The sequence below is a fragment of the Pseudomonas sp. F3-2 genome, assembly GCF_038804275.1.
Lineage (GTDB): Bacteria > Pseudomonadota > Gammaproteobacteria > Pseudomonadales > Pseudomonadaceae > Aquipseudomonas.
Genome location: NZ_CP152388.1, coordinates 4,701,130 through 4,726,073, shown reverse-complemented (window position 1 = coordinate 4,726,073; position 24,944 = coordinate 4,701,130). Strand labels below are relative to the sequence as shown.

Genomic DNA, 24,944 nt, shown 5'->3' with positions numbered 1-24,944 from the left:
AGTCGACTTCTACGTACCTGATCCACCGCAATCGCGAGCAAGCTCACTCCTACAAGGGTAATGCGGCGCTGCCTGGTATCGAGCCAGGCCACAAAACCTGTGGGAGCGAGCTTGCTCGCGAAGACTGACTTCCAGCCGCTGGATCTCCGCCAGACACACCGACCTCTTCCCGGCTGAAGCCGGTCCTGCCGATGCCGCGGGCTTTTCGTAGGACCGGCTTTAGCCGGGAAAGCGTCAGGTGTCACGCCGTAGATCGAAGAGCGCGTTGAAGACAGTTGCCCACTCCTGCACATCAAGCATTACTTGATGGTATCCAGATCCGCATGACGGGTTTCCTTCAGGCACAGCACGGCAATCAGGCTGATCAAAGCCGCTGCCGACACGTATCCGCCGACCCAGCTCAATCCGCCCATCTCAACCAGCTGTTGCGCGAAGAACGGTGCCACCGAGGCGCCGACAATGCCGCCGATGTTGTAAGCCGCAGACGCGCCGGTGTACCGCACGCGAGTAGGAAACAGCTCAGGCAGCAGCGCACCCATCGGCGCGAACGTCACGCCCATCAAGAACAACTCGATGGACAGGAACAGCGTCACGCCCCAGGTCGTGCCGTGGGTGAGCAGCGGCTCCATCAGGAAGCCCGAAAGAATGGCCAGCACGCCGCCGATGATCAGAACCGGCTTACGACCGAATCGGTCACTTGCCCACGCTGAGAGCGGCGTCGCCAAGGCCATGAACAGGACCGCAAAACACAACATCGCCAGGAAGGCTTCGCGGCTGTAACCCAGTGTCTTGACGCCGTAGCTGAGGGAGAACACCGTCGAAATGTAAAACAGTGCGTAGCACACCACCATCGACGCCGCGCCCAGCAGCATCGGCGCCCAGTACTGAGCGAACAGCTCGGCAATCGGCATTTTCACGCGTTCATGGCGTGCGATGGCCTTGGCGAAAACCGGTGTTTCTTCCAGTTTCAGGCGCACGTAGAGGCCGATCACCACCAGCACCGCGCTGAGCAGAAACGGGATTCGCCAGCCCCAAGAGCGGAATTGTTCGTCGTTCAGGGTCATCGCCAGGGTCAGAAACAGGCCGTTGGCGGCAAGGAATCCGATCGAGGGGCCCAGCTGCGGGAACATGCCGAACCAGGCACGTTTGCCCTTGGGGGCGTTTTCGGTCGCCAGCAAGGCAGCACCGCCCCATTCGCCGCCAAGCCCCAGTCCCTGGCCGAAGCGCAGGACGCAGAGCAGAATCGGCGCCCATGAGCCGATCGCGTCATAGCCCGGCAGCACGCCGATCAGCGTGGTGCAGATGCCCATCAGCAGCAGCGAAGCCACCAGCGTGGACTTGCGGCCGATGCGGTCGCCGAAGTGTCCGAACAGCGCGGAGCCCAGCGGGCGGGCGAGAAAGGCGATGCCGAAGGTGAGAAAAGCAGACAGCATTTGTGCGGTGCTGGACGTCTGCGGGAAAAATACCGGGCCGATCACCAGCGCAGCGGCGGTGGCGTAGACATAGAAGTCGTAGAACTCGATCGCGGTGCCGATGAAGCTTGCGGTCGCCACGCGGGCAGCGGAGTTGGCAGGCCGCGCCTCGCGTTCGTCGCTGGGTTGGTAAGCGGAAGTGGTTGTCATGCGGGAATCCCTGGCAGTCATCTTGCCTGTCAGCGAGCAACGAAGATTCGTACGCGCACTGAGGCAAACGTTAATTATTTTTGGGTACAGCGCTGAACAGACTAGCCCGGATGCGGGCGAGGGCGTTTGGCAATGCTCGGGATGGGAGCGGGCGCCAGGAGGTCGCGTGAGACGTCAGGCTGAGTGACTGGCCGGATCACGCACTGTGCGGGTAGCACGCGGATCGGCGGGGCTGGGTAAGCGAATCGATTATAGGAAGGGCGCGGGCGCGGAAACAAGTGTTTCAGACGAGGCGCCGCGCCTTTAAATGACGTCTTTGGTCCGCGTGTTCTGCCACATCAGCACGCGGGTGACGCGGTTGTCTTCGGTCTCCAGGGTTTCCAGTCGGTACGGACCGATTTTCAGGCACACCGAGCTGTCGGGAATCGTTTCCAGCGCTTCGGTAATCAGCCCGTTGAGGGTCTTTGGCCCGTCCGAAGGCAGATGCCAGCTCAAGCTGCGGTTCAGGTCGCGGATCGACGCCGCACCTTCGATCACCAGTCGTCCATCGGGCTGGGGATGGATGTGCGGGTTGTCGAGGGCTTGCTCGCTTTCGAATTCGCCGACGATTTCTTCGAGGATGTCTTCCAGGCTGACGATGCCCAGCACTTCGCCGTATTCGTCGACGACGACGCCCATGCGTCGCTGCTGCTTGTGAAAGTTGAGCAATTGAAGCTGCAGAGGGGTGCTTTCAGGGACGAAGTACGGCTCATAGCACGCGGCTTTCAGCGCTTCCTTGGTCAACTCGCCGCGCGGCAGCAGATGGCTGATCATGCGCGTGTTGAGCACGCCTTCGACCTGATTGATGTCGTTGTGATAGACGGGCAGACGTGTGTGCCGCGAGATGATCAGCTTGTCAGTGATTTCCTCGAGGGTCTCGTCCAGGTTGATGCCATCGACCTCGCTGCGCGGCACGAGAATGTCGTTGACGGTCATGCTGTCCAGCGCATGGATGCCGGAAATCACATGAGCACGACCGAAGTGGCTCTCGTTTTCCTGATAGACCGTCACGCCCATTTCGTCGTCGTCATCGGCGGTATCCGGGCGGCGCCTGGACAGAAACGGGCGCAACAGCAGCTTGGCGATGTTCTTGTACAGCCAGGTCAGTGGCTGCAACAGACGAATCGGGATACGCAGCACGTTGTTGCCCAGCAACACAATGGCTTCGGGCCGGCGCGCTGCCAGCTTGCGAGGGATGAATTCTGTGGCGATCACCAGCACGCTGGCCACGCCCAGCCAGGCGATCAGCGGGCCGTGGAAATACCACTGACTGATGGCCAGCAGGGTCGCCAGCACCGTGATCAGCACTTTGAGCAGCGTGTTGCCCAGAATCAGACTGTTCAGATTAAACGCCAGCACAGGCTTCGGCGGTTCGCTGGAGCGTGGTTTGGTGGCGGTCGCGCGCAGGTTTTGGTGAGCCGCTTCCACCGCCGTGAACAGCCCGGACCACAGCGTGAGCAGGGCGAGCAGCGCGAGCATCGTGCCTAAGGGCAGGTTATCCATGATCAGCGCCTGTCAGATGTGCAGGATATATTCGCGTACCAGCTTGCTGCCGAAGTAGGCCAGCATCAGCAGCAGGAAACCGCCCAGCGTCCAGCGAATGGCCTTGTGACCGCGCCAACCCAGACGATTGCGTCCCCACAGCAGCACGCTGAATACCACCCACGCGAGAATCGACAGCAGGGTCTTGTGCACCAGATGCTGCGCGAACAGGTTTTCAACGAACAGCCATCCGGAAATCAGCGACATCGACAACAGGGTCCAGCCGGCCCAGAGGAAGCCGAACAGCAGGCTTTCCATGGTCTGCAGCGGCGGGAAGTTGCGAATCAGGCCCGACGGGTGCTTGTTCTTGAGCTGACGGTTCTGCAACAGCAGCAGCAGCGCCTGGAAAACGGCAATGGTGAACATGCCATACGCCAGAATCGACAGCAGAATGTGCCCGATCAGGCCTTGTTCGGCGGCGATCGGCTGCAGCGTACCGGCCGGGGCGAACTGCGCCATCAACGCCGTCAGCAGGCCGAGCGGGAACAGCAGAATGAGCAGAATTTCAACCGGGATGCGGATGCAGGCCAGCATCGTCACGATGATGACGGCGACGGCAATCAGGCTGGCGGCGCTGAAAAAGTCCAGGCCCAGACCGATCGGGCGGACCAGTTGGCCGAACAACGCGCTGGCCTGGCAGGCGACGGCCAACGTGCCGACGAGGCAAAGCAGCCATTTGTCGGCCTTCTTGCCCTGGCGCAGACGCATGCCTTGATAGAGGGTCGCAGCGGCGTAGAGGACGGCGGCGGCGAGGCTGAACAGCAAACTCGGTGACAAGGGGAACATAGATCCTGATGGGCGTGCCCGAAAGCCGCTGAGTTTGGCATAGAACCGACATTTCACGAAAGACCACAGAAGCAGACGCCGTGGTGTCCGTGCGCGGGAGTCTTCGCTATAATCCGCGACCTGCTCAAGCCACAGGCTCGCCGAGCGCTGCTCCTCTCTATATATATGTACCGCCATCGCGCGACGTATCAGGGGCAGGGCCGTTACGGGTCGGGCCGCATCAACCGGGGTTCATCACGAATCCAAAGGATCGCGCATGTTTGAAAATCTGACAGATCGTCTCTCGCAGACGCTGCGCCAGGTCACTGGCAAGGCCAAGCTGACCGAGGACAACATCAAGGACACGCTGCGTGAAGTGCGTATGGCGCTGCTTGAAGCCGACGTCGCCTTGCCGGTTGTCAAAGACTTCGTCAACCGCATCAAGGAACGCGCAGTCGGCACCGAGGTGTCGCGCAGCCTGACGCCGGGCCAGGCGTTCGTGAAGATCGTTCAGGCCGAGCTCGAAGACATGATGGGGGCGGCCAACGAAGAGCTGACCCTCAACGTCACGCCGCCTGCGGTCATCCTCATGGCCGGTCTGCAGGGTGCGGGCAAGACCACCACCGCAGGCAAGCTGGCGAAGTTTCTCAAAGAGCGCAAAAAGAAAACCGTCATGGTGGTCTCGGCCGACGTTTACCGTCCTGCCGCGATCAAACAGCTCGAAACCCTGGCCAACGACATCGGCGTGACGTTCTTCCCGTCCGATATCAGCCAGAAGCCCGTAGCGATCGCTGAAGCCGCCATTAAAGAAGCCAAGCTCAAGTTCATCGATGTCGTGATCCTCGACACCGCCGGTCGTCTGCACATCGATGCCGAGATGATGGGCGAGATTCAGGCGCTGCACGCAGCGGTCAAGCCGGCCGAAACGCTGTTCGTGGTTGACGCCATGACCGGCCAGGACGCTGCCAATACCGCCAAGGCGTTTGGTGATGCGCTGCCGCTGACCGGCGTGATCCTCACCAAGGTCGACGGTGATGCCCGTGGCGGCGCGGCGCTTTCGGTGCGCGCGATCACTGGCAAGCCGATCAAATTCATCGGTATGGGTGAAAAGAGCGAGGCACTCGAGCCGTTCCACCCGGATCGTATCGCTTCGCGCATCCTGGGCATGGGCGACGTGCTCAGCCTGATCGAGCAGGCCGAGCAGACCCTCGACAAGGAAAAGGCCGACAAGCTGGCCAAGAAGCTGAAGAAGGGCAAGGGCTTCGACCTCGAAGACTTCCGCGATCAGCTGCAACAGATGAAAAACATGGGCGGCCTCGGCGGCCTCATGGACAAGCTGCCAAGCATCGGCGGCGTCAATCTGTCCCAGATGGGCAACGCCCAGAATGCGGCCGAGAAGCAGTTCAAGCAGATGGAAGCCATCATCAACTCGATGACTCCAGCCGAACGGCGTGACCCTGAAATGATCAGCGGCTCGCGCAAGCGTCGCATCGCCATGGGTTCGGGTACGCAGGTGCAGGACATCGGGCGTCTGATCAAGCAGCACAAGCAGATGCAGAAGATGATGAAGAAATTCTCGACCAAAGGCGGCATGGCGAAAATGATGCGCGGCATGGGCGGAATGCTGCCCGGCGGCGGCATGCCCAAGATGTGATTTGCAGCGCGCGGGAGTCATTCCCGCGCGCCCTTCTTTGGGATAACCCTCCCATTGGTCTGCTTCGGCAGACGCTTACGCGCCGTCCTCGACGACGGCTCCATGGCAAATCTTGATGGCCTGACGGCTCGCGCCGGAAAAAGTCATTTGCAAAAGTCCGGATATTCCTTAGAATATGCGGCCTTTCGGGCACCCATGCCCGCTGTGCATCTTAGATTTGCAGCACCGACTACAGGAACTTTGTTCAATGCTAACAATCCGTCTTGCCCTTGGCGGCTCCAAAAAGCGCCCGTTTTACCACCTGACTGTGACCGACAGCCGTAACCCACGCGACGGTTCGCACAAGGAACAAGTAGGTTTCTTCAACCCGGTTGCCCGTGGTCAGGAAATCCGTCTGTCCGTGAACCAAGAGCGCGTTGCCTACTGGCTGAGCGTTGGTGCACAACCTTCTGAGCGCGTTGCTCAGTTGTTGAAGGAATCTGCCAAGGCTGCGGCCTGAGCAATATGAACGCGACGCCAGTTGTTGCCGATGATTTGATCGTTATTGGCAAAATCTATTCTGTTCATGGCGTTCGCGGCGAAGTGAAGGTGTATTCCTTTACTGATCCGACTGAAAACCTGTTGCAGTACAAAACCTGGACGCTCAAGCGCGAAGGCAATGTGAAGCAGGTTGAGCTGGTCAGCGGACGCGGGAGCGACAAGTTCCTGGTCGCGAAGCTCAAGGGTCTTGATGATCGTGAAGAAGCTCGTCTTCTGGCTGGTTATGAGATCTGCGTGCCGCGCAACGTGTTCCCTGAACTGACCGACGGCGAGTATTACTGGTACCAGCTCGTGGGTTTGAAGGTCATCGACCACCTTGGGCAATTGCTCGGGAAGATCGATCATCTTCTGGAAACCGGCTCGAACGATGTAATGGTGGTCAAGCCCTGCGCGGGCAGCCTGGATGATCGCGAACGTCTGTTGCCCTATACGGAGCAATGCGTGTTGGCAGTCGATCTGGTTGCAGGCGAGATGAAGGTGGATTGGGACGCGGATTTCTAAGCAATGGCTAGCCTGCGCATAGAAGTGATCAGTCTGTTTCCCGAGATGTTTTCCGCCATCAGCGAATACGGCATTACCAGCCGTGCGGTGAAACAAGGGCTGTTGCAGCTGACTTGTTGGAATCCGCGGGACTACACCACAGATCGGCATCACACTGTGGACGATCGCCCGTTTGGCGGTGGCCCTGGCATGGTGATGAAGATCAAGCCCCTGGAAGATGCACTGGTTCAGGCCAGGCAAGCAGCGGGGGAGGCGGCGAAGGTGATTTACCTGTCGCCCCAAGGCCGCAAGCTGGATCAGTCTGCGGTACGCGAACTGGCGCAGGAAGAAGCACTTATCCTGATTGCCGGTCGTTATGAAGGCATTGACGAGCGCTTTATTGAGGCTCATGTCGATGAAGAGTGGTCGATTGGAGACTATGTGTTGTCTGGCGGCGAGCTGCCGGCCATGGTCCTGATAGATGCGGTTACGCGACTGCTGCCTGGAGCTTTAGGGCATGTGGATTCCGCGGAGGAAGATTCCTTCACGGATGGTCTGCTGGATTGCCCGCATTACACCCGACCTGAGGTGTATGCGGATCAGCGTGTTCCCGACGTGTTGCTAAGCGGCAATCACGCACACATCCGGCGTTGGCGTTTACAGCAGTCCCTTGGGCGGACCTATGAACGACGCGCCGATCTTCTGGAAAGCCGCTCGCTTTCTGGAGAAGAGAAGAAGCTGCTGGCGGAATACCTCCGCGAGCGGGACGATAGTTAACGTATCGATGGTAGATCCGACTGATTTACCTTAGGAGCACAGCATGACTAACAAAATCATTCTTGCACTCGAAGCAGAGCAGATGACCAAAGAGATCCCTCCCTTTGCCCCGGGCGACACCATTGTCGTTCAGGTGAAAGTGAAGGAAGGCGACCGTTCGCGTCTGCAGGCGTTCGAAGGCGTTGTAATCGCCAAGCGTAACCGTGGTGTGAACAGTGCTTTCACTGTTCGTAAAATCTCCAACGGTGTTGGCGTTGAGCGTACTTTCCAGACCTACAGCCCACAGATCGACAGCATGGCTGTGAAACGTCGCGGCGACGTTCGCAAGGCCAAACTGTACTACCTGCGTGACCTGTCCGGTAAAGCAGCTCGCATCAAGGAAAAACTGGTTTAATCCCAGTCTTCCGATGCAAAAAAAAGCAGCCTGCGGGCTGCTTTTTTGTTGTCTGGCATTTGGTTTTGTCCCGACTTCGCAGGTATGAAACACTGCCCCTCGCTTTTCACCACTCAAGTCAGAACCCATGCCCGCCATCGACCACCCCATGATCGACCGCTTTCTCGACGCCCTGTGGCTGGAGAAAGGGCTGTCCGATAACACCCGTGCGTCCTATCGCAGCGATCTGGCGTTGTTCAACGGCTGGCTGCAGGACAAGGGCATCGACCTGATGAGCGTCAGCCGTGATGCGATTTTTGACCATCTCGCCTGGCGAGTCGACAACGGCTACAAGGCTCGCTCGAGTGCCCGGTTCCTGTCGGGAGCGCGTGGGTTCTATCGTTATCTCCTGCGAGAAAAACTCATTTCCGTTGATCCGACGCTGCAGGTCGACATGCCGCAGTTGGGCAAACCCTTGCCTAAATCCCTCTCCGAAGCCGATGTCGAAGCCTTGCTGGCGGCTCCAGATCTGAGCGAGGCGATCGGTCAACGTGACCGCGCCATGCTGGAAGTGCTCTACGCTTGCGGATTGCGGGTGACCGAGCTGATAAGCCTGACGCTTGAGCAGGTCAATTTGCGTCAGGGCGTGCTGCGTATCATGGGCAAGGGCAGCAAGGAGCGGCTGGTGCCGATGGGCGAAGAAGCGATCGTCTGGGTCGAGCGCTATGTGCGCGACGCCCGTCAGGAGCTGCTCGGCGGCCGGCCCAGCGATGTGCTGTTCCCCAGCCAGCGAGGCGAGCAGATGACTCGGCAGACCTTCTGGCACCGCATCAAGCACCAGGCCAAGGTCGCCGGGATCGGCAAATCCCTGTCACCGCACACCCTGCGCCACGCGTTCGCGACCCATCTACTCAATCACGGCGCCGATCTGCGCGTGGTCCAGATGCTGCTCGGTCATAGCGACCTGTCCACCACCCAAATCTATACACACGTGGCTCGGGCACGGTTACAGGAAATGCATGCGAAGCATCACCCGCGCGGGTAATCAATCCTCCGCACTTTACGACGTGTCTTACATCAGTCAGCGTCGGCCTCGTGAGCCTTATGTGATAGGCTTTGCCGGTTTCGCAGACTGGAGCCTCGAAAACCGACCGGCGCGTTGCCGTTTGCCGTTTTCAATCCCGCTCGTCTGCCCACCGCTCGAGGAGTTTTCATGCGCGTGACTCGTTTTATGGGTGCTGCCGTTGTAGCGCTTGCCGGTTTCTTCAGCCTGTTCGCCCACGCCGACGAGGCGTCGGACAAAGCCATTCGCAAGACCCTGGAATCGCTCAATCTGGAAATCCCGGTCGAGAGCATTTCCAGCAGTCCGCTCAATGGCGTTTACGAGGTCAACCTCAAAGGTGGCCGTGTGCTGTACGCCAGCGCCGATGGGCAATTCGTGATGCAGGGCAACCTTTATCAGATCCAGGGCGGCAAGCCGGTCAACCTCACCGAGAAGGTCGAGCGTCTGGCGATCTCCAAAACCATCAACGGCATTCCCACCGCTGAAATGGTCGTCTATCCGGCCATCGGTGAGACCAAATCCCACATCACTGTCTTTACCGACACCACCTGTCCGTACTGCCACAAGCTGCATGGCGAAGTGCCGGAGCTGAACAAGCGCGGCATCGAAGTGCGTTATGTCGCATTCCCGCGTCAGGGCCTTGGCTCGCCGGGTGACGAACAACTGCAGGCCGTCTGGTGTTCCAAGGACCGTCGCGGCGCCATGGACCGCATGGTCGACGGCAAGAACATTCAGGCGCCCAAGTGCGACAACCCGGTCACCCGGCAATTCGAGATCGGTCAGTCCATCGGGGTCAACGGCACGCCGGCGATCGTTCTGGCGGACGGGCAGCTGATTCCGGGCTATCAGCCAGCGCCGCAAGTGGCCAAACTGGCGCTGAGCGCCAAGTAATCCTGCCTCTCGCGGGCTGCCTGCGAGGGACATTCAGGCGCAGCCATTCTGGCGTCTGATCAACAGCGAGCCGCAGTTCACTGCGGCTGTTTCCACGGCCGGCCTCGCGTCGGCCGTTTTATGGGGAGTTCATAGTGAAACCGGTCAAAGTAGGCATCTGTGGGCTGGGTACTGTCGGTGGCGGTACCTTCAATGTGCTTAAGCGTAACGCCGAGGAAATTGCCCGCCGCGCCGGGCGTGGAATCGAAGTGGCGCAAATTGCCATGCGTTCGCCAAACCCCAATTGCCAGATTACCGGTACCCCGACCACGACCGACGTTTTCGACGTGGCGAGCAACCCAGAAATCGACATCGTCATCGAGCTGATCGGTGGTTACACCGTCGCTCGCGAACTGGTCCTCAAGGCCATTGAAAACGGCAAGCACGTTGTCACTGCCAACAAGGCGCTGATCGCTGTGCACGGCAACGAGATTTTCGCCAAGGCGCGCGAGAAGGGCGTCATCGTCGCCTTCGAAGCTGCGGTTGCAGGTGGTATTCCGGTCATTAAAGCCATTCGCGAAGGGCTGTCTGCGAACCGCATCAACTGGGTGGCGGGCATCATCAACGGCACCGGCAATTTCATCCTGACCGAGATGCGCGAGAAGGGTCGCACCTTCCCGGACGTCCTGGCCGAAGCCCAGGCGCTGGGTTACGCCGAAGCCGATCCGACCTTCGACGTCGAAGGCATCGACGCGGCGCACAAACTGACCATTCTGGCGTCCATTGCGTTCGGCATTCCGTTGCAGTTCGACAAGGCCTACACCGAAGGCATCACCCGGCTGACCACCGCCGACGTGAATTATGCTGAAGCGCTGGGTTACCGCATCAAGCACCTGGGCGTGGCCCGCAGCACACCGAGCGGTATCGAGCTGCGCGTACACCCGACGCTGATCCCTGCCGACCGGCTGATCGCCAACGTCAACGGCGTGATGAACGCGGTGATGGTCAACGGCGATGCCGCCGGTTCCACGCTGTTCTACGGTGCCGGTGCCGGCATGGAGCCTACCGCTTCGTCGGTCGTCGCCGATCTGGTGGACGTGGTTCGCGCCCTGACCACCGATCCGGAAAACCGTGTTCCGCATCTGGCATTCCAGCCCGATTCTCTGTCGGCTCATCCGATCCTGCCCATCGAGGCCTGCGAGAGCGCTTACTATCTGCGTATTCAGGCGAAGGATCATCCGGGTGTACTGGCGCAAGTGGCCAGCATCCTGTCCGAGCGCGGCATCAATATCGAGTCGATCATGCAGAAGGAAGTCGAGGAACACGACGGCCTGGTGCCGATGATCCTGCTGACCCATCGCGTCGTCGAGCAACGCATGAACGATGCGATTCAAGCGCTCGAAGCGTTGCAGGATGTCGCTGGACCGGTTGTACGGATTCGCGTCGAACATTTGAACTGAAGCAGCTCGCCTCACGCGTTAAGCTGCAAGAAAGCAAAACAACTTCGCGGTGAGCTTCAGCCGCAGTTTGCAAGTCGACGCTCAGGGCGCTGACTTGCAGCTTGCAAGGTGAAGCTTGCGGCTCGAACCGAAGGTTTGATTTATGCGCTATATCAGTACTCGCGGCCAGGCGCCGGCCCTGAATTTCGAAGACGTGCTGCTGGCGGGGCTCGCCAGTGATGGCGGCCTCTATGTGCCGGAGAATCTGCCGCGTTTCACTCAGGAAGAGATCGCTTCCTGGGCTGGCCTGCCTTATCACGAACTCGCTTTCCGGGTGATGCGTCCCTTCGTGACCGGCAGCATTCCGGATGCCGATTTCAAGAAGATCCTCGAAGAGACCTACGGCGTGTTCACCCACAGCGCCGTTGCGCCGCTGCGCCAGTTGAACGGCAACGAATGGGTCATGGAGCTGTTTCACGGCCCGACCCTGGCGTTCAAGGACTTCGCCCTGCAACTGCTGGGTCGTCTGCTGGATTATGTGCTTGAGAAGCGCGGCGAGCGCGTGGTCATCATTGGCGCGACGTCCGGCGATACCGGCTCGGCGGCGATCGAAGGCTGCCGTCGTTGCGACAACGTCGATATCTTCATCCTGCACCCGAACAATCGTGTTTCCGATGTTCAACGCCGTCAGATGACCACCATCTTCGGCGACAACATCCACAACATCGCCATCGAAGGCAACTTCGACGACTGCCAGGAAATGGTCAAGAACAGCTTCGCTGATCAAGGCTTCCTCAAAGGTACGCGTCTGGTGGCGGTGAACTCGATCAACTGGGCGCGGATCATGGCCCAGATCGTTTACTACTTCCACGCAGCGCTGCAGCTCGGCGGCCCTGCGCGCTCGGTGGCGTTCTCGGTGCCGACCGGCAACTTCGGCGATATCTTCGCCGGGTACCTGGCGCGCAACATGGGACTGCCGATCAGCCAGTTGATCGTCGCCACCAACCGCAACGACATCCTGCACCGCTTCATGAGCGGCAATCAGTACGTCAAGGAGACCCTGCACGCCACGCTGTCGCCTTCGATGGACATCATGGTTTCCTCGAATTTCGAGCGTCTGCTGTTCGACATGCACGGCCGTAACGGCGCGGCGATCGCCGGCCTGATGGACAGCTTCAAGCAGGGCGGTGGCTTCAGCGTCGAAGAAGATCGCTGGACCGAAACCCGCAAGCTGTTCGACTCCCTGGCCGTCAGCGATGAGCAAACGTGCGAGACCATCGCCGAAGTGTTCGCCAGCACCGGCGAGCTGCTTGACCCGCACACGGCCATTGGCGTGAAGGCTGCACGCGACTGCCGCCGCAGCCTGGACACGCCGATGGTGGTGCTGGGTACGGCCCATCCGGTGAAATTTCCGGAAGCCGTGCAGAAAGCCGGTGTAGGAAAAGCGCTTGAGCTGCCTGCACATTTGTCTGATTTGTTTGAGCGAGACGAGCGTTGCACTGTTCTGCCAAATGACCTCAAGGCCATGCAGGCCTTCGTCAGTCAGCACGGCAATCGGGGCAAGCCTCTGTAACGGTATCCCCGTGTAACAGTTTAAGGCCCGCCACCCGGCGGGCCTTACTGTTTGTGCGTGCCACACTTGCGAAGTATTTTTCATTTCGCGGACAAGCCAGTGGCTTTCGATTACCGATTCTTCAAGGCGCCAGGCGCGCCGATTCATCACCCCATTCTCAGGCACGCGTTGCTGCTGTTTTTATGCGCGTGGAACTCTGCCGGTCATGCGATAGAGAATCTTCCTTTTGCGCTGGCCGAACCTTTTCTGGCTCAGCGCCCACTCGTGCTCGACGGCACTGATCGACGCTGGCTGGCGGAGCGCAAGGTGCTCAGGGTCGGGGTATCGATTGCCGACCACGAGCCCATCGACATCACCAGCGACCGCAACCGCTACCAGGGCATCAGCGCCGATTACCTGAGCATGATCAGCGCCCGTTTATCCATTCCCGTTCAGGTTCAGGCATTCGCCAAGCGCGAAGATGCAGTGGCAGCGCTGCGATCCGGGGCGATCGATATGCTCAGTGGCGCGAGCGGTTACGAGCGAGCCATCACCGGCCTGACCTTCACCCAAACTTATATGCCGGACAAGTCGGTGGTCGTGGCCCGCGGCACGGACTCAAGCCTGCTTCCTTCGCTGAGGGGCAAGCGCGTGCTGCTACTCGAAGGCTATGTCGACTCCGAGCAGGCGCACCGCCTTTACCCTGACAGCGAGATTCTGCTCGCCCCCAGTCTGTACAGTGCGGTAGAAGCGTTGGCCCATGGCGAAGCCGACGCGGTCATCGGCAACGAACTGATCGTGCGAGCCTACAGCGTGCTGCGGCCGTATCTGGGCTTGCAGATCAAGTTCATCAGCCTGATCCCGCCGGGCGGCTTTTCGTTCGCCCTGCGTGAGCGCGACTCAAGGCTGACCGGACTGATCAATCGCGCCATGGCAGGCCTGGACGAGTCGGTGAGTCATCAGATTCTGGAGCGCTGGACGTCAGGCCTGGGCACCGATGTGATCGGTCAACGCCTGAATTTCAATGCCGCCGAACAACTGTGGATACGCAAGCATCCGCAGGTGGTCGTTGCTTCCACGCAACATCCGCCCTACATCTACAAGGATGACAAGGGCCGCTGGGTCGGGTTGAACGTGGACCTGCTGTCACGCATCTCGCGCATGACCGGTCTGATGTTCGTGTACGAAGAAGCGCCGTCCACGCGTGTGCTGCTTGAGACGCTGACATCCGGTTCGGCGCACATGAACACCACGCTGGCCGAGACGCCCGAGCGTAAGACCCTTCTGAATTTCACTTACGCATTCGGCGGCAATAACTGGGTGTTTCTAGTGCCAGCCAATGACCCGTCGCCTGTCAGCCTGGCGCAGATGTCGGGAAAGGTGCTTGCGCTGCCGGCGCGGCATGCGTTGCTGGAGTACGTTCAAACGAGCTACCCGGACATCCTCCTGCGGCTGGTCCCGACCTACGAGGAGGCGCGTCAGGCGGTTGAGGACGGCGATGCTCACTTCACCATCCAGAACGAGGCGGGCGCCTGGCTCTATACCTCGGACCGGTTGAAGGTGGGCCGCAGCGTGGAAGGAAAGTGGTCGTCGGACAGCTTCTCGGTGATCAAGAGCGAGCCGGAGTTGCTGGGCATTCTGAACAAGGCGCTCGAGGAGTTTCCGGTCGCTGAGATGCGTGCGATTCGCATGAAGTGGTTAGGCACGGTAAGCGCTCCACCTTCGGTCTGGCAGCGTCTTCCTGCCTGGGTTTACTGGGGCGCAAGCATCGTGCTGTTGTTGGGGCTGGTGTCGCTGGCCTGGCGCAGCCGTCTGCAGGTACAGATTCATCGGCGGCGGCGCGCTGAAGAGCAGCTCAGCGACCAGCTCGCGTTCAAGCGAGCGTTGTTCGACGGAATTCCCGATCCGCTGTACGTGCGCGATCTGCAAGGGCGACTGATTTCCTGCAACCGCGGCTACGAAGCGTTTTTCCGCATCAGTCACGAGCAGATGAATGGCCGGCGCGTGATTGATGTCGACCTCGTTCCACAGGAGTGTGCCGCCCATATGCACGCCGATTACATGACCTTGCTAGAAACGCAGAAGCCGTTGCAGGTCGAGCGCAGCATGAATCTGTTTGGCAGGCAGATCGAAGCCATGCAGTGGAGCGTGCCGTTCTATCGCGCGGACGGTCAGTTGCAGGGGCTTCTGGGTGGCTGGGTCGACTGCACCGAGCGCAAGCGTCTGGAGCGCGAATTGCTCCTGGCGCAACAGAACGCGGCGGTGGCGGATCAGGTCGTCAGCACCTTCCTTGCCACAATGAGGTACGAATTCCACGCGCCGATGGCCTCGATCATCGAACTGCTGGAGAAGGAGCAGGCACGGCTTGCGGGGCAGCCAGTGTCACAAACCCTGGACAGAGTCTGCGAGTCCACGCGCGAGTTATTAACGCGAATGGACAAGCATCTAAATTGCGCGGCGGAGCCCGACCACTGACCGTCAAACCCGCGCGACCGCTCTGCCTCGGGCGTTGGACTGGGTGAAGTCTGTCTGTCACATTCGGCAGGCATGCTCCAGTCTTCAGGTTGCCGCATTGCCCGATTCATGGCGCAAAGAACTTTCCGCTTCTGCCAATGGTCATTGATAAGCACCTTTGCATTCAAACTGTTGAGTGGTGATCCGGATGGAAAATATCAGCTTGTTGCTAAGCGACGCACTGGCCCCTTATCAGGCGAGTCTTGGCGCTGCCGGTGTGAACGGCGAGCGTCTCGTAACGCTGAAAAATGCAGCCGGTGCGATCGTGATCGAACGTGTGTTTTCGGCCTCTCAACTGAGCGACCGACGCCAGTTGACGGATGTGGTGGATGGTTTGCACCGTGATTTGATGGTGGCAGAAGGGCGCATCGAGCCTTGTGTCATCGCGGCAATGCGCAATGCCTCGCAAGCGGGCGTGTTCTCGGGCGGTCGACCTTTTGTCTGAGGCCTGGGGAACCTTATCGGTTGGGTAGGCTCCTATCAATTACGGCAGGCGCAGGCATTGTGCTCCGGTGTTTATGTTGCCTGCCGTACGGGTCCAAGATGGACCACGGTTGACCCCGAGCAGTCTCCCCGCTGCTCGGGGTTTCTTTTTGCCTGCTGCCTGTGTCGGGCAATGATCAGTTCTGGCCTTCATCGAAAAAGGTCTGCGCGTCGCGCAGGTATTCTTCCTTTTTCACCATCCATTCAGCGTAAAACCCGATCAGCTTCGTGACCCGTAGCACGCGCATCTCCCGATTGATGACCTGCATGGCTGCGCGCCCTTGATCGTTTTTTGAGCAGCCGATGTGGGCGAACTGGTATTTGGGGGCATTCTTGATCGGGAAGAATTCGAGCTCGCTCAAGGGAATCCCCTGCTGCTGCGCGTGATAACGAGCCTCCGGCCAGTAGCTGATGATCGCCTGGAACCGGTCCAGCCGCTCCATCTCCAGCATGCTGCCGACAGCGGCGTTGCCGTAATGCAGGATCAGGTTGTCCGACTGGGTCGTTTCCCGGAGGATTTTGTCGATGACCGGCCCATAGCTGCGCTCGGCGACGATGCCGACCTTGACCTTGTCGCTGGCCAGCAGAGCGGCCAGGTCCAGATGACCGTCATTGTCCAGAAAGGGCGCGAACAGTGCGTGATTTCTCTGCTCGATGGTCACGCCATTGCCGGGGGTGGCGTACGTCGGGATGGAAAACAGAATGGTCTTTTCGCGCTCGGCGGTCCACAGCAGGGTCGGGTCGCAGGCGAAGCCATCAGGGTCCTGCAGCATCTGAGTGCCGCGAGCGCGGTTGACGTGCATGACCTTGTGATCGTATTCGGGCATGTGAGCGATCAGTTCGGGCATCAGCTTGTCGATGGCGCCCTGACCGGTCTGCGGCCCCGAGAAAATGGTCAGCGGCGGGAAATCGCGCAGCAACCAGGTCAGCGTCTCCTTGGCCTGGGCCGTCGCAGGCATGCCGACCATGACCGAAATGAAAAGCAGCGCAGCGCATCCGGCGCCACGCGCTTGCGTAAAACGATTGACCATCCGTCGATGCAATTCCCGAAAAAACTGACTGGAGCCGAAGCTGGCGTGACCACGCGGCCTCTGGGCTGATCGCTGGCAGCCACCGACAACGGGATACTCTCTGTACTTCATGTTAGAGGGTCTCTCATCAAGGTATCGGCGTTGTGGATCATTTGTTTAACACTCGTGACGATGGCTTGAGTAAAGCACTGCGCCGAGTGTCTGCCACACGCAATTTGCACCGGTTGCTGCAATCGCTCATCGAGTTCCATCGTTCAAAGGGGCGTCATCGGTTAGACTTGCCGCCTTTCCCGTCTCTAGAAGCCCGTTCATGGCCCAGCCGTCCACGACCTACAAATTCGAACTGAACCTCACCGACCTCGATCGCGGGGTTTACGAAAACGTCAAACAGACCATCGCCCGCCACCCTTCGGAAACCGAAGAGCGCATGACCGTTCGCCTGTTGGCATACGCTTTCTGGTACAGCGAGCAACTGTCGTTCGGTCGTGGCCTGTCGGAAGTCGACGAGCCGGCCTTGTGGGAAAAAAGCCTGGATGATCGTGTGCTGCACTGGATCGAAGTCGGCCAGCCGGACGCAGAGCGCCTGACCTGGTGCTCGCGTCGTACCGAACGCACCAGCCTGTTGGCCTACGGCAGTCTGCGCGTCTGGGAAGGCAAGGTCGTTCCAGCCGTCAAATCCCTGAAGAACGTCAACATTGCCGCAGTGCCGCAAGAAGTGCTGGAGACGCTGGCCAAGGACATGCCGCGCGTGATCAAGTGGGACGTGATGATCAGCGAAGGCACGATCTTCGTGACCGACGACCGCGGCCAACACGAAGTACAGCTGCAGTGGCTGGCGGGTGAACGGGGCTGATCGCCATCGTTGACTGTGCCGACCCCGAACCTGCTCCTACACCAGAACACCAGCGGAACCCGCATGCGCATCGAACCACGGCTGTTACCTGAAACCCTGCCTTTTCTGGGCGATCTGCCCCCTCTGCTGACCCGGCTGTACGCGGCGCGTGGCGTGGCGTCGCAGGATGAACTGGATAAGGGCCTGGCGCGGCTGATCCCCTATCAGCAGCTCAAGGGCATCGATGCGGCAGTGGATCTGTTGGTGACGGCGTTGCAGCAGCGTCAGCGCATTCTCATCGTGGGCGACTTCGATGCCGACGGTGCGACGGCCAGCACGGTGGGCGTACTGGGCTTGCGGCTGTTGGGCGCCGCCCATGTCGAATACCTGGTGCCCAATCGTTTCGAATACGGCTATGGCCTCACGCCGGAGATCGTCCAGGTCGCACTGCAGCGCCAACCCGATCTGCTGATGACCGTGGACAATGGCATCTCGAGCGTCGAAGGGGTCGCCGCCGCCAAGGCTGCTGGCTTGCAGGTACTGGTCACCGACCACCACCTGCCGGGCCACGAACTGCCCGCCGCCGATGCCATCGTCAACCCCAATCAGCCGGGCTGCACGTTCCCCAGCAAGGCACTGGCCGGCGTAGGCGTTATCTTTTACGTGCTGATGGCGCTGCGTGCGCGGTTGCGCGACCTTGGCTGGTTCGAGGCTGGCGGGCGTGCTCAGCCCAACCTGGGCGAATTGCTGGATCTGGTGGCGTTGGGAAGCGTGGCCGACGTCGTGCCGCTGGACGCCAACAACCGTATCCTCGTGCATCAGGGCCTGATGCGCATCCGCGCCGGACGTGCGCGCCCCGGATTGCGCGCCATTCTGGAAGTCGCCCGGCGCGAGCCGTCGCGCATCACTTCCACCGATCTGGGTTTCATTCTCGGCCCTCGACTGAACGCCGCCGGGCGTCTGGATGACATGAGCCTGGGCATCGAATGCCTGCTTTGCGACGACGAAGCGCAGGCACGGGAGATGGCGGTGAAGCTCGATGAGCTGAACCAGGACCGCAAATCCATCGAGCAGGGCATGCAGCGCGAGGCGCTCGCCCAGCTCAAGGACCTGCCGGTCGAGTCGATGCCGTTCGGCCTGTGTCTGTTCGAGCCGGAATGGCATCAGGGCGTCATCGGTATCCTTGCCTCGCGCATGAAAGAGCGCTATCACCGTCCGACCATCGCGTTTGCGAGCGCGGGCGAGGGCGTGCTCAAAGGCTCTGCGCGTTCGGTGCCCGGCTTCCATATTCGTGACGCGCTCGATGCGGTCGCCGCCCGGCACCCGGAGCTGATCAGCAAGTTTGGCGGCCATGCCATGGCGGCCGGGTTGTCGTTGCCGGAAGCGAACTTTCCGGCGTTTGCCGACGCGTTCGATGCCGAGGTGCGACGCCAACTGACCGAGGAAGACCTGACCGGTCGGCTGCTGTCCGATGGCACGCTGGCGGTGGAGGAATTTCATCTGGAGCTGGCGCGTGCGCTTCGCAACGCCGGGCCGTGGGGGCAGCATTTTCCGGAGCCGTTGTTTCACGGCGTGTTCCAGCTGGTGGAGCAGCGGGTGGTCGGCGAGCGTCATCTGAAGATGGTGCTCAAGACCGAGTGCGGTACGGTCAGGCTCGAAGGCATTGCGTTCAGCGTTGATCGGGACGTGTGGCCGAACCCGACCATTCGTTGGGTCGAACTGGCGTACAAGCTCGATCTGAACGAGTTTCGCGGCAACGAAACGGTGCAGTTGATGGTGGTGCATCTGTCGCCGCGCTGAACGCCGTCACGCGGCAGGAACCCGAACTTCTCTCCAGTTGTCGACTAGGCTTCAGGTTCAATACGAACAGTGCCTGGATCCTTTGAATCGACCTGAGAGGTGCTCATGAGCCTGCTGCTTGAACCCTACACCCTTCGCAAACTCACCTTTCTCAACCGCATCGCGGTCTCGCCGATGTGTCAGTACTCCTGCGTCGACGGGCTGGCCAATGACTGGCATCTGGTTCATCTGGGCAGTCGTGCCGTGGGCGGCGCCGGGCTGATCTTTACCGAAGCGGCGGCGGTGACCCGTGACGGTCGCATCACGCCCGAAGACCTCGGCATCTGGAACGATGAGCAGATCGAACCGCTGCAACGGATCACCCGCTTCATCACCGCGCAAGGCGCAGTGGCGGGCATTCAGCTGGCGCATGCCGGTCGCAAGGCCAGCACGTGGCGTCCATGGCTCGGCAAGCACGGCAGCATTCCGGCCGATCAAGGCGGATGGACGCCCTGGGGACCGTCGAAAATCCCGTTCGACCCTCAGCACACCGCGCCGACACCGTTGGACGAGGCGCAGATCCAGACCGTCATCCAGGCCTTCGTGGACGCTGCCAGACGCGCGCTGACCGCAGGGTTCAAGGTCGTGGAGATTCACGCAGCCCACGGTTATCTGCTGCATCAGTTTCTGTCTCCGCTGAGCAACCAGCGTCGCGACCAGTACGGCGGATCGTTCGAGAACCGCATTCGTCTGACCCTTGAGGTCACCGAAGCGGTGCGCAAGGTGTGGCCCGAGGAGTTACCGCTGTTCGTCCGGGTGTCGGCCACCGATTGGGTCGAGGATGGCTGGAATCCGGATGAAACGGTTGAACTGGCCAAGCGCCTGAAAACCCTCGGCGTTGACTTGATTGATGTGTCATCGGGCGGCACTGCAGCGAACGCCGAAATTCCGGTCGGGCCGGGTTATCAGACGGAGTTTGCCGGGCGGGTGCGCAACGAGTCGGGCATTGCCACCGGGACCGTAGGCATGATTACCGAGCCGTATCAGGCCGATACCATCCTGCGTACCGGGCAGGCCGACTTGATCCTGCTGGCCCGTGAGCTGCTGCGCGATCCTTACTGGCCGCTGCACGCCGATGACGACCTGGGCGGGCGCAAGGCTGTGTGGCCCGCGCAATATCAGCGTGCGACGCATCGGGATCAGCCGATTCATGAGTCGGATCTGCGCGACTGATGATGAACGCCGGCACGTCGTGGCAGCGTCACGACGGGTCGGCAGCCCACTCAGTCCTTTGCTGCCGGCCCCGTCACGCTGCTGCGTTTAGCCTTCGAGCAAGCCTTTCACCCGCTCGCTGAGCGCCGGAATCGAAAACGGCTTGGTCAGCACGTGCATGCCCGGTTCCAGCCGACCTTCCCCCAGCGCGGCGTTTTCCGCATAACCGGTGACGAACAGCACCTTGAGCGTCGGCCGCAGTGTCCGTGCGGCGTCGGCGAGCTGGCGTCCGTTCATCCCGCCAGGCAGACCGACATCGGAGACCAGCAGGTCGACGGTCTGCCTGGACTGCAGAATCTGCAGCGCCGCCGCCCCGGTGTCGGCTTCCAGCACGCGGTAACCCTGATCGGTCAGCACTTCGGCCACGAGCGCGCGGACCGACGGCTCGTCGTCCACCACCAATAATGTTTCACCGCCTGCGACGTGATTGAACGGAGCCTCCGGTTCGGGCTCGCTGACCCCGACAACGGTCTGCTCGACGTAGGCCGGCAAGTGAATACAGACCTGCGAGCCTTTGCCTGGCGTGGAGCGGATATGTACGCCGCCTCCGGATTGCCGCGCGAAGCCATAGATCATCGACAGGCCGAGGCCGGTGCCCATGCCGATCGGCTTGGTCGTGTAAAACGGATCGAAAGCGCGTTTCACGACATCGGGGCTCATCCCGCTGCCGTTGTCGCTGACACACAGCGTCACATACGTGCCCGCGGACAGCTCAAGCTCGCGGGCCTGGTCGGCGGTCAGCGTTTTGTTGCCGGTCTCGATCAGCAGTTGTCCGCCATCGGGCATCGCGTCACGGGCATTCAGGCACAGATTGAGCAGGGAATTTTCAAGCTGATGCGGATCGACCAGCGTGGCCCACAGACCGGGCGTGGCGATGACATCCATCGCAATGGAGGGGCCGACCGTGCGACTGATCAGTTCGGCCATGCCATCCACCAGTTGGTCGACATCGGTGGGCTTCGGATCGAGGGTCTGCCTGCGGGAAAACGCCAACAGTCGGTGGGTCAGGGCGGCCGCTCTTCGCGCCGCGTCCATCGCCGCGTTCACATAACGGCCCAGGTTTTCCGTGCGACCGTTGGCGACCCGGGATTTCAGCAGTTCGATGTTGCCGCTGACGCCCATCAGCAGGTTATTGAAGTCGTGAGCCAGTCCGCCGGTGAGCTGACCGACCGCTTCCATTTTCTGTGACTGGCGCAACGCTTCTTCGGCAAGGCGCAGTGCCTCCGCGCGTTCTTTCTCGGCGGTCATGTGCTTGCCGAGTGCGAAAATCACGCCATTGTGAGAAGCCGCTGTCCAGGCGATCCAGCGATAACTGCCGTCCTTGTGTCGAGAGCGGTTCTCGAACAACGGCAGCACGTCGCCGATGGTGTGGGCGAGCGCCGCCTGGCTGGAGCTGAAGTCGTCCGGGTGGGTCAGGTCCAGCACGGAACTGCCGATCAACTCGTGGGGCTCGTGGCCCAGGACCGCCGACCAGGCAGGGTTGACCCGCAAAAGGTGGCCGTCGAAATCCAGCATCGCCAGCAGGTCCGGCGAGATGGTCCACAGACAATCGAGTTCGGCGGTGCGGGCCGCGAGTGCGTCGGCCTGCTGTTTCTCTGCGGTGAAGTCCCGGGCGCTGCAATACATCTTGCCGCCTTCGGGCACCGCCACCCAGGACAACCAGCGGTAGCTGCCGTCCTTGCAGCGATAGCGGTTTTCGACATTCAGGACGGGCTGATTGTCGGCCAGGGCGCCGAAAGCGATTTTGCTGCGTTCGCCGTCGTCAGGATGAACCAGTCGGCTGAAGGTCAATGCCGACAGCTCGTCTTCGCTCCAGCCAAGCACGCGTTGCCAGGCCGGGTTGCTGGATTCGAAGCGGAACTGCGCGTCCATCACCGACAGCAGGTCGGGGCTGACTTGCCAGGTCAGGCCGCGGTCATGGGAGCGTTCAATCACCTGCCGTTCGAGGTCGGCAATCAAGTCCAGTCGACGTCGTTCGCTGGCTTTGAGCGCCTCCTGATTCTTGACGCGCTCGGTCGTTTCGTTGGTGATGCACAGAAGCCCGACGATGGCGTTGTTTTCGTCCATCACGGGCGAGAAGGTGAACGACCACCACGTCTGCTCGACTTCGCCGTAACGCGCCATGGTCAGCGGCAGATCTTCGCACTGATAGGGCACACCGCGCAGTGCGTTCTCGGCATAGGGCCGCACCTGTTCCCAGACATCGGCCCACAACTCGTTGATGCGCGCGCCGATGGCGTTTCCGCCCCGAGGCCCGAGCACCGGTGCGTATGCATCGTTGTGGAAGAACAGCATCTCGGGTCCCCAGAGCAGGTACATCGACTCTGGCGAATTGAGGATCAGGTTGAGGTGGATTTTCAGCGCTGCCGGCCACTGCGCGATCGGCCCCAAGGGCGTCGTGGTCCAGTCGGTCTGCGAAATAACGCGGCCTGCCTCACTGTCGCCTGCGGGAAAGCCGGGATGTAGGGTCAATGAGGCAAGCTCCAGTCAGGGGAGAACAGTGTACGAAGCTGGCTGTAAACTTGCCTACCCTTTTATATCCGCCTGAATGGGCGAGTGGGCGTATGAAGAGCGATCCGGCATTCAGACGAATATCAGAACACGCGGGTAAATCCGTTCCAGCTCATTTGGATTGACCGTGAGGATCCTTCGGGGTTGCGTTGATATCAAATTATAATCAGTGCGGCGTGGTGTATCCAACGCCTTGGGCCGTTGAACGGCAAGCCCGCCTCCAAGGGAAGGTTTCCTGTGAGTACGGGCTTGCCGACCTGCCGGCCGGGTCAGCGGCGGGGCATCAGTGCTTGAACATCACGTGGCGCACGGTGGTGTAATCCTCCAGCCCGTACATCGACATGTCCTTGCCATAGCCGGACAGCTTCTGCCCGCCGTGGGGCATTTCGCTGACCAGCATGAAATGCGTGTTCACCCACGTGCAGCCGTATTGCAACCGGGCTGACAGGCGATGGGCGCGGCCAACGTCCTGGGTCCATACCGACGATGCCAGGCCGTAGTCCGAATCGTTGGCCCAGCTCAGCACCTGCGCTTCATCCTCGAATGCCGTCACCGAGACCACTGGCCCGAACACTTCGCGGCGGACGATCTCGTCATCCTGCTGGGCGTCGGCGATCACTGTGGGCTGGAAGAAGTAACCGTTGCCTTCGATGGACTTGCCGCCAGTGATCAGGCGCGTGTGGGACTGAGCGACGGCACGTTCGACGAAGCCAGTCACGCGGTCGCGATGTTGCGCGGTGATCAGCGGGCCGAGTTCCGTCTCGGGGTCGTCCTGCTGACCGACCTTGATCGTGCTGACCGCTTCACCGAGCTTCTGCACGAACGTTTCATAGATGCCTTTTTGCGCGTAGATGCGGCAGGCGGCGGTGCAGTCCTGCCCGGCGTTATAGAAACCGAAGGTGCGGATGCCCTCGACGGCGGCGTCGATGTCGGCGTCGTCGAAGATGATCACCGGCGCTTTGCCGCCCAGTTCCATGTGCATGCGTTTGACGCTGTCGGCGGTGCTGGAAATGATGTGCGAGCCGGTGGCGATGGAGCCGGTCAGCGAGACCATGCGCACCTTCGGGTGCGTCACCAGCGGATTGCCCACGGTCTGGCCGCGACCGAATACCAGGTTCAGCACGCCGGCGGGGAAGATGCCGTTGGCCAGTTCCACCAGGCGCAAGGCGGTCAGCGGGGTTTGCTCCGAGGGCTTGAGCACCACGGTATTGCCTGCGGCCAGCGCGGGGGCGATTTTCCAGGCGACCATCATCAGCGGGTAATTCCAGGGCGCAATGGACGCAATCACGCCCACCGGATCGCGGCGGATCATCGACGTGTGGCCGGGCAGGTATTCGCCGGCGGCCGAGCCACCCATGCAACGACTGGCGCCCGCGAAGAAGCGGAACACATCGGCGATGGCGGGCATCTCGTCATTCAGTGCGGCGTGGTAGGGCTTGCCGCAGTTTTCCGACTCCAGCTTTGCCAGTTCCTCGGCGTTGGCGTCGATGGCATCGGCCAGCTTCAACAGCAGCAGCGCACGATCTTTGGGAGCAGTCTGTGACCAGCTTTCGAAGGCGGCATCGGCAGCGCGCACGGCCGTGTCGACCTGACCTTCAGTCGCCTCATTGATCTCCACCAGCACCCGACCCAGCGCCGGATTGAACACAGGTTGCGCGGGACCTTCACCGGCGACCAGTTGGCCATTGATCAGCAGTTTGGTTTGCATGAGTTTCTCCTGAATGACTCAGTCTATGTAGGAGCGTGGCTTGTCCCGCGATCGGCTGTGCAGCAGTCGCAAAATCAGGCGCCGCGGTTTTACTGACA

General features: G+C 60.7%; 19 protein-coding genes and 1 pseudogene. 14 read left to right on the top strand and 6 right to left on the bottom strand.

The features are described 5' to 3' along the window. Positions 1 to 299: 299 nt before the first annotated feature. The 3 genes from AAGQ88_RS21215 to ccsA all read right to left on the bottom strand — a co-directional run bounded on the left by AAGQ88_RS21215 (position 300) and on the right by ccsA (position 3,989). A complete protein-coding gene (locus AAGQ88_RS21215) occupies positions 300 to 1,622 on the bottom strand; it encodes an MFS transporter (protein WP_285422424.1) in 1,323 nt (440 codons plus the stop codon). Positions 1,623 to 1,925: 303 nt separating this feature from the next. Beyond that, positions 1,926 to 3,164, bottom strand: a complete 1,239-nt coding sequence (locus tag AAGQ88_RS21210) for a transporter associated domain-containing protein (RefSeq protein ID WP_285422423.1) — start codon at positions 3,162 to 3,164, stop codon at positions 1,926 to 1,928. A 12-nt stretch (positions 3,165 to 3,176) separates the two neighbouring features. Next, positions 3,177 to 3,989, bottom strand: coding sequence for a cytochrome c biogenesis protein CcsA (ccsA, locus tag AAGQ88_RS21205; protein ID WP_093463128.1), 813 nt, complete (start codon positions 3,987 to 3,989; stop codon positions 3,177 to 3,179). Positions 3,990 to 4,245: 256 nt separating this feature from the next. Between ccsA and ffh the strand changes: the two genes are divergently transcribed. The 11 genes and pseudogenes from ffh (at position 4,246) to AAGQ88_RS21150 (ending at position 15,675) form a co-directional block, all read left to right on the top strand. Next, entirely contained in the window at positions 4,246 to 5,622 is a 1,377-nt protein-coding gene (ffh, locus tag AAGQ88_RS21200) for a signal recognition particle protein (protein ID WP_093463131.1), read from the top strand. Between the two features lie 247 nt (positions 5,623 to 5,869). Further along, a complete protein-coding gene (rpsP, locus tag AAGQ88_RS21195) occupies positions 5,870 to 6,121 on the top strand; it encodes a 30S ribosomal protein S16 (protein WP_003185073.1) in 252 nt (83 codons plus the stop codon). 5 nt (positions 6,122 to 6,126) lie between these two features. Next, a complete protein-coding gene (rimM, locus tag AAGQ88_RS21190) occupies positions 6,127 to 6,663 on the top strand; it encodes a ribosome maturation factor RimM (protein WP_093463134.1) in 537 nt (178 codons plus the stop codon). A gap of 3 nt (positions 6,664 to 6,666) precedes the next feature. Next, positions 6,667 to 7,419, top strand: coding sequence for a tRNA (guanosine(37)-N1)-methyltransferase TrmD (trmD, locus tag AAGQ88_RS21185; RefSeq protein ID WP_093463137.1), 753 nt, complete (start codon positions 6,667 to 6,669; stop codon positions 7,417 to 7,419). A gap of 43 nt (positions 7,420 to 7,462) precedes the next feature. Continuing rightward, entirely contained in the window at positions 7,463 to 7,813 is a 351-nt protein-coding gene (rplS, locus tag AAGQ88_RS21180) for a 50S ribosomal protein L19 (RefSeq protein WP_008018567.1), read from the top strand. A 127-nt stretch (positions 7,814 to 7,940) separates the two neighbouring features. Then, positions 7,941 to 8,837 carry a site-specific tyrosine recombinase XerD gene (gene xerD, locus AAGQ88_RS21175; RefSeq protein WP_093463140.1) on the top strand — a complete coding sequence of 299 codons (897 nt, stop codon included), beginning with the start codon at positions 7,941 to 7,943 and terminating at the stop codon, positions 8,835 to 8,837. A 168-nt stretch (positions 8,838 to 9,005) separates the two neighbouring features. Further along, entirely contained in the window at positions 9,006 to 9,746 is a 741-nt protein-coding gene (gene dsbC / locus AAGQ88_RS21170) for a bifunctional protein-disulfide isomerase/oxidoreductase DsbC (protein WP_093463143.1), read from the top strand. Positions 9,747 to 9,880: 134 nt separating this feature from the next. Next, positions 9,881 to 11,185, top strand: a complete 1,305-nt coding sequence (locus AAGQ88_RS21165; RefSeq protein ID WP_093463146.1) for a homoserine dehydrogenase — start codon at positions 9,881 to 9,883, stop codon at positions 11,183 to 11,185. A gap of 142 nt (positions 11,186 to 11,327) precedes the next feature. Beyond that, positions 11,328 to 12,737 (top strand): threonine synthase, encoded by a 1,410-nt coding sequence (thrC, locus tag AAGQ88_RS21160; RefSeq protein ID WP_093463149.1) that lies wholly within the window; start codon positions 11,328 to 11,330, stop codon positions 12,735 to 12,737. A gap of 171 nt (positions 12,738 to 12,908) precedes the next feature. Next, a pseudogene (locus tag AAGQ88_RS21155) lies at positions 12,909 to 15,065 on the top strand (transporter substrate-binding domain-containing protein); the annotation flags it as partial. Between the two features lie 313 nt (positions 15,066 to 15,378). Further along, the gene (locus AAGQ88_RS21150; RefSeq protein WP_093463152.1) at positions 15,379 to 15,675 is read left to right on the top strand and encodes a DUF3509 domain-containing protein; all 297 of its coding nucleotides are present in this window, start codon (positions 15,379 to 15,381) and stop codon (positions 15,673 to 15,675) included. Between the two features lie 175 nt (positions 15,676 to 15,850). Here the strand turns inward: AAGQ88_RS21150 and AAGQ88_RS21145 are convergent, their stop codons facing one another. Next, complete coding sequence (locus AAGQ88_RS21145; RefSeq protein WP_342655853.1) at positions 15,851 to 16,699, bottom strand: TIGR02285 family protein; 849 nt, start codon at positions 16,697 to 16,699, stop codon at positions 15,851 to 15,853. A gap of 355 nt (positions 16,700 to 17,054) precedes the next feature. On the opposite strand from AAGQ88_RS21145, the gene AAGQ88_RS21140 reads away from it, so the two are divergent. The 3 genes from AAGQ88_RS21140 (at position 17,055) to AAGQ88_RS21130 (ending at position 20,588) form a co-directional block, all read left to right on the top strand. Continuing rightward, positions 17,055 to 17,597 (top strand): YaeQ family protein, encoded by a 543-nt coding sequence (locus tag AAGQ88_RS21140; protein ID WP_093463158.1) that lies wholly within the window; start codon positions 17,055 to 17,057, stop codon positions 17,595 to 17,597. A gap of 63 nt (positions 17,598 to 17,660) precedes the next feature. Next, complete coding sequence (recJ, locus tag AAGQ88_RS21135) at positions 17,661 to 19,376, top strand: single-stranded-DNA-specific exonuclease RecJ (protein WP_342653474.1); 1,716 nt, start codon at positions 17,661 to 17,663, stop codon at positions 19,374 to 19,376. 105 nt (positions 19,377 to 19,481) lie between these two features. Beyond that, positions 19,482 to 20,588 carry an NADH:flavin oxidoreductase/NADH oxidase gene (locus tag AAGQ88_RS21130; protein ID WP_285422418.1) on the top strand — a complete coding sequence of 369 codons (1,107 nt, stop codon included), beginning with the start codon at positions 19,482 to 19,484 and terminating at the stop codon, positions 20,586 to 20,588. 87 nt (positions 20,589 to 20,675) lie between these two features. Here the strand turns inward: AAGQ88_RS21130 and AAGQ88_RS21125 are convergent, their stop codons facing one another. Beyond that, entirely contained in the window at positions 20,676 to 23,099 is a 2,424-nt protein-coding gene (locus AAGQ88_RS21125) for a PAS domain S-box protein (RefSeq protein WP_342653473.1), read from the bottom strand. Positions 23,100 to 23,421: 322 nt separating this feature from the next. Beyond that, on the bottom strand, positions 23,422 to 24,846 hold the full coding sequence (locus AAGQ88_RS21120; protein ID WP_342653472.1) for a gamma-aminobutyraldehyde dehydrogenase: 1,425 nt from the start codon (positions 24,844 to 24,846) through the stop codon (positions 23,422 to 23,424). Positions 24,847 to 24,944: the final 98 nt, after the last annotated feature.

What these genes read in the sequence shown, in the direction of transcription:
- AAGQ88_RS21215 (WP_285422424.1), bottom strand. Translation starts at nt 1,622, where the DNA reads ATGACAACCACTTCCGCTTACCAACCCAGCGACGAACGCGAGGCGCGG.
- AAGQ88_RS21210 (WP_285422423.1), bottom strand. Translation starts at nt 3,164, where the DNA reads ATGGATAACCTGCCCTTAGGCACGATGCTCGCGCTGCTCGCCCTGCTC.
- ccsA (WP_093463128.1), bottom strand. Translation starts at nt 3,989, where the DNA reads ATGTTCCCCTTGTCACCGAGTTTGCTGTTCAGCCTCGCCGCCGCCGTC.
- ffh (WP_093463131.1), top strand. Translation starts at nt 4,246, where the DNA reads ATGTTTGAAAATCTGACAGATCGTCTCTCGCAGACGCTGCGCCAGGTC.
- rpsP (WP_003185073.1), top strand. Translation starts at nt 5,870, where the DNA reads ATGCTAACAATCCGTCTTGCCCTTGGCGGCTCCAAAAAGCGCCCGTTT.
- rimM (WP_093463134.1), top strand. Translation starts at nt 6,127, where the DNA reads ATGAACGCGACGCCAGTTGTTGCCGATGATTTGATCGTTATTGGCAAA.
- trmD (WP_093463137.1), top strand. Translation starts at nt 6,667, where the DNA reads ATGGCTAGCCTGCGCATAGAAGTGATCAGTCTGTTTCCCGAGATGTTT.
- rplS (WP_008018567.1), top strand. Translation starts at nt 7,463, where the DNA reads ATGACTAACAAAATCATTCTTGCACTCGAAGCAGAGCAGATGACCAAA.
- xerD (WP_093463140.1), top strand. Translation starts at nt 7,941, where the DNA reads ATGCCCGCCATCGACCACCCCATGATCGACCGCTTTCTCGACGCCCTG.
- dsbC (WP_093463143.1), top strand. Translation starts at nt 9,006, where the DNA reads ATGCGCGTGACTCGTTTTATGGGTGCTGCCGTTGTAGCGCTTGCCGGT.
- thrC (WP_093463149.1), top strand. Translation starts at nt 11,328, where the DNA reads ATGCGCTATATCAGTACTCGCGGCCAGGCGCCGGCCCTGAATTTCGAA.
- AAGQ88_RS21150 (WP_093463152.1), top strand. Translation starts at nt 15,379, where the DNA reads ATGGAAAATATCAGCTTGTTGCTAAGCGACGCACTGGCCCCTTATCAG.
- AAGQ88_RS21140 (WP_093463158.1), top strand. Translation starts at nt 17,055, where the DNA reads ATGGCCCAGCCGTCCACGACCTACAAATTCGAACTGAACCTCACCGAC.
- recJ (WP_342653474.1), top strand. Translation starts at nt 17,661, where the DNA reads ATGCGCATCGAACCACGGCTGTTACCTGAAACCCTGCCTTTTCTGGGC.
- AAGQ88_RS21130 (WP_285422418.1), top strand. Translation starts at nt 19,482, where the DNA reads ATGAGCCTGCTGCTTGAACCCTACACCCTTCGCAAACTCACCTTTCTC.
- AAGQ88_RS21120 (WP_342653472.1), bottom strand. Translation starts at nt 24,846, where the DNA reads ATGCAAACCAAACTGCTGATCAATGGCCAACTGGTCGCCGGTGAAGGT.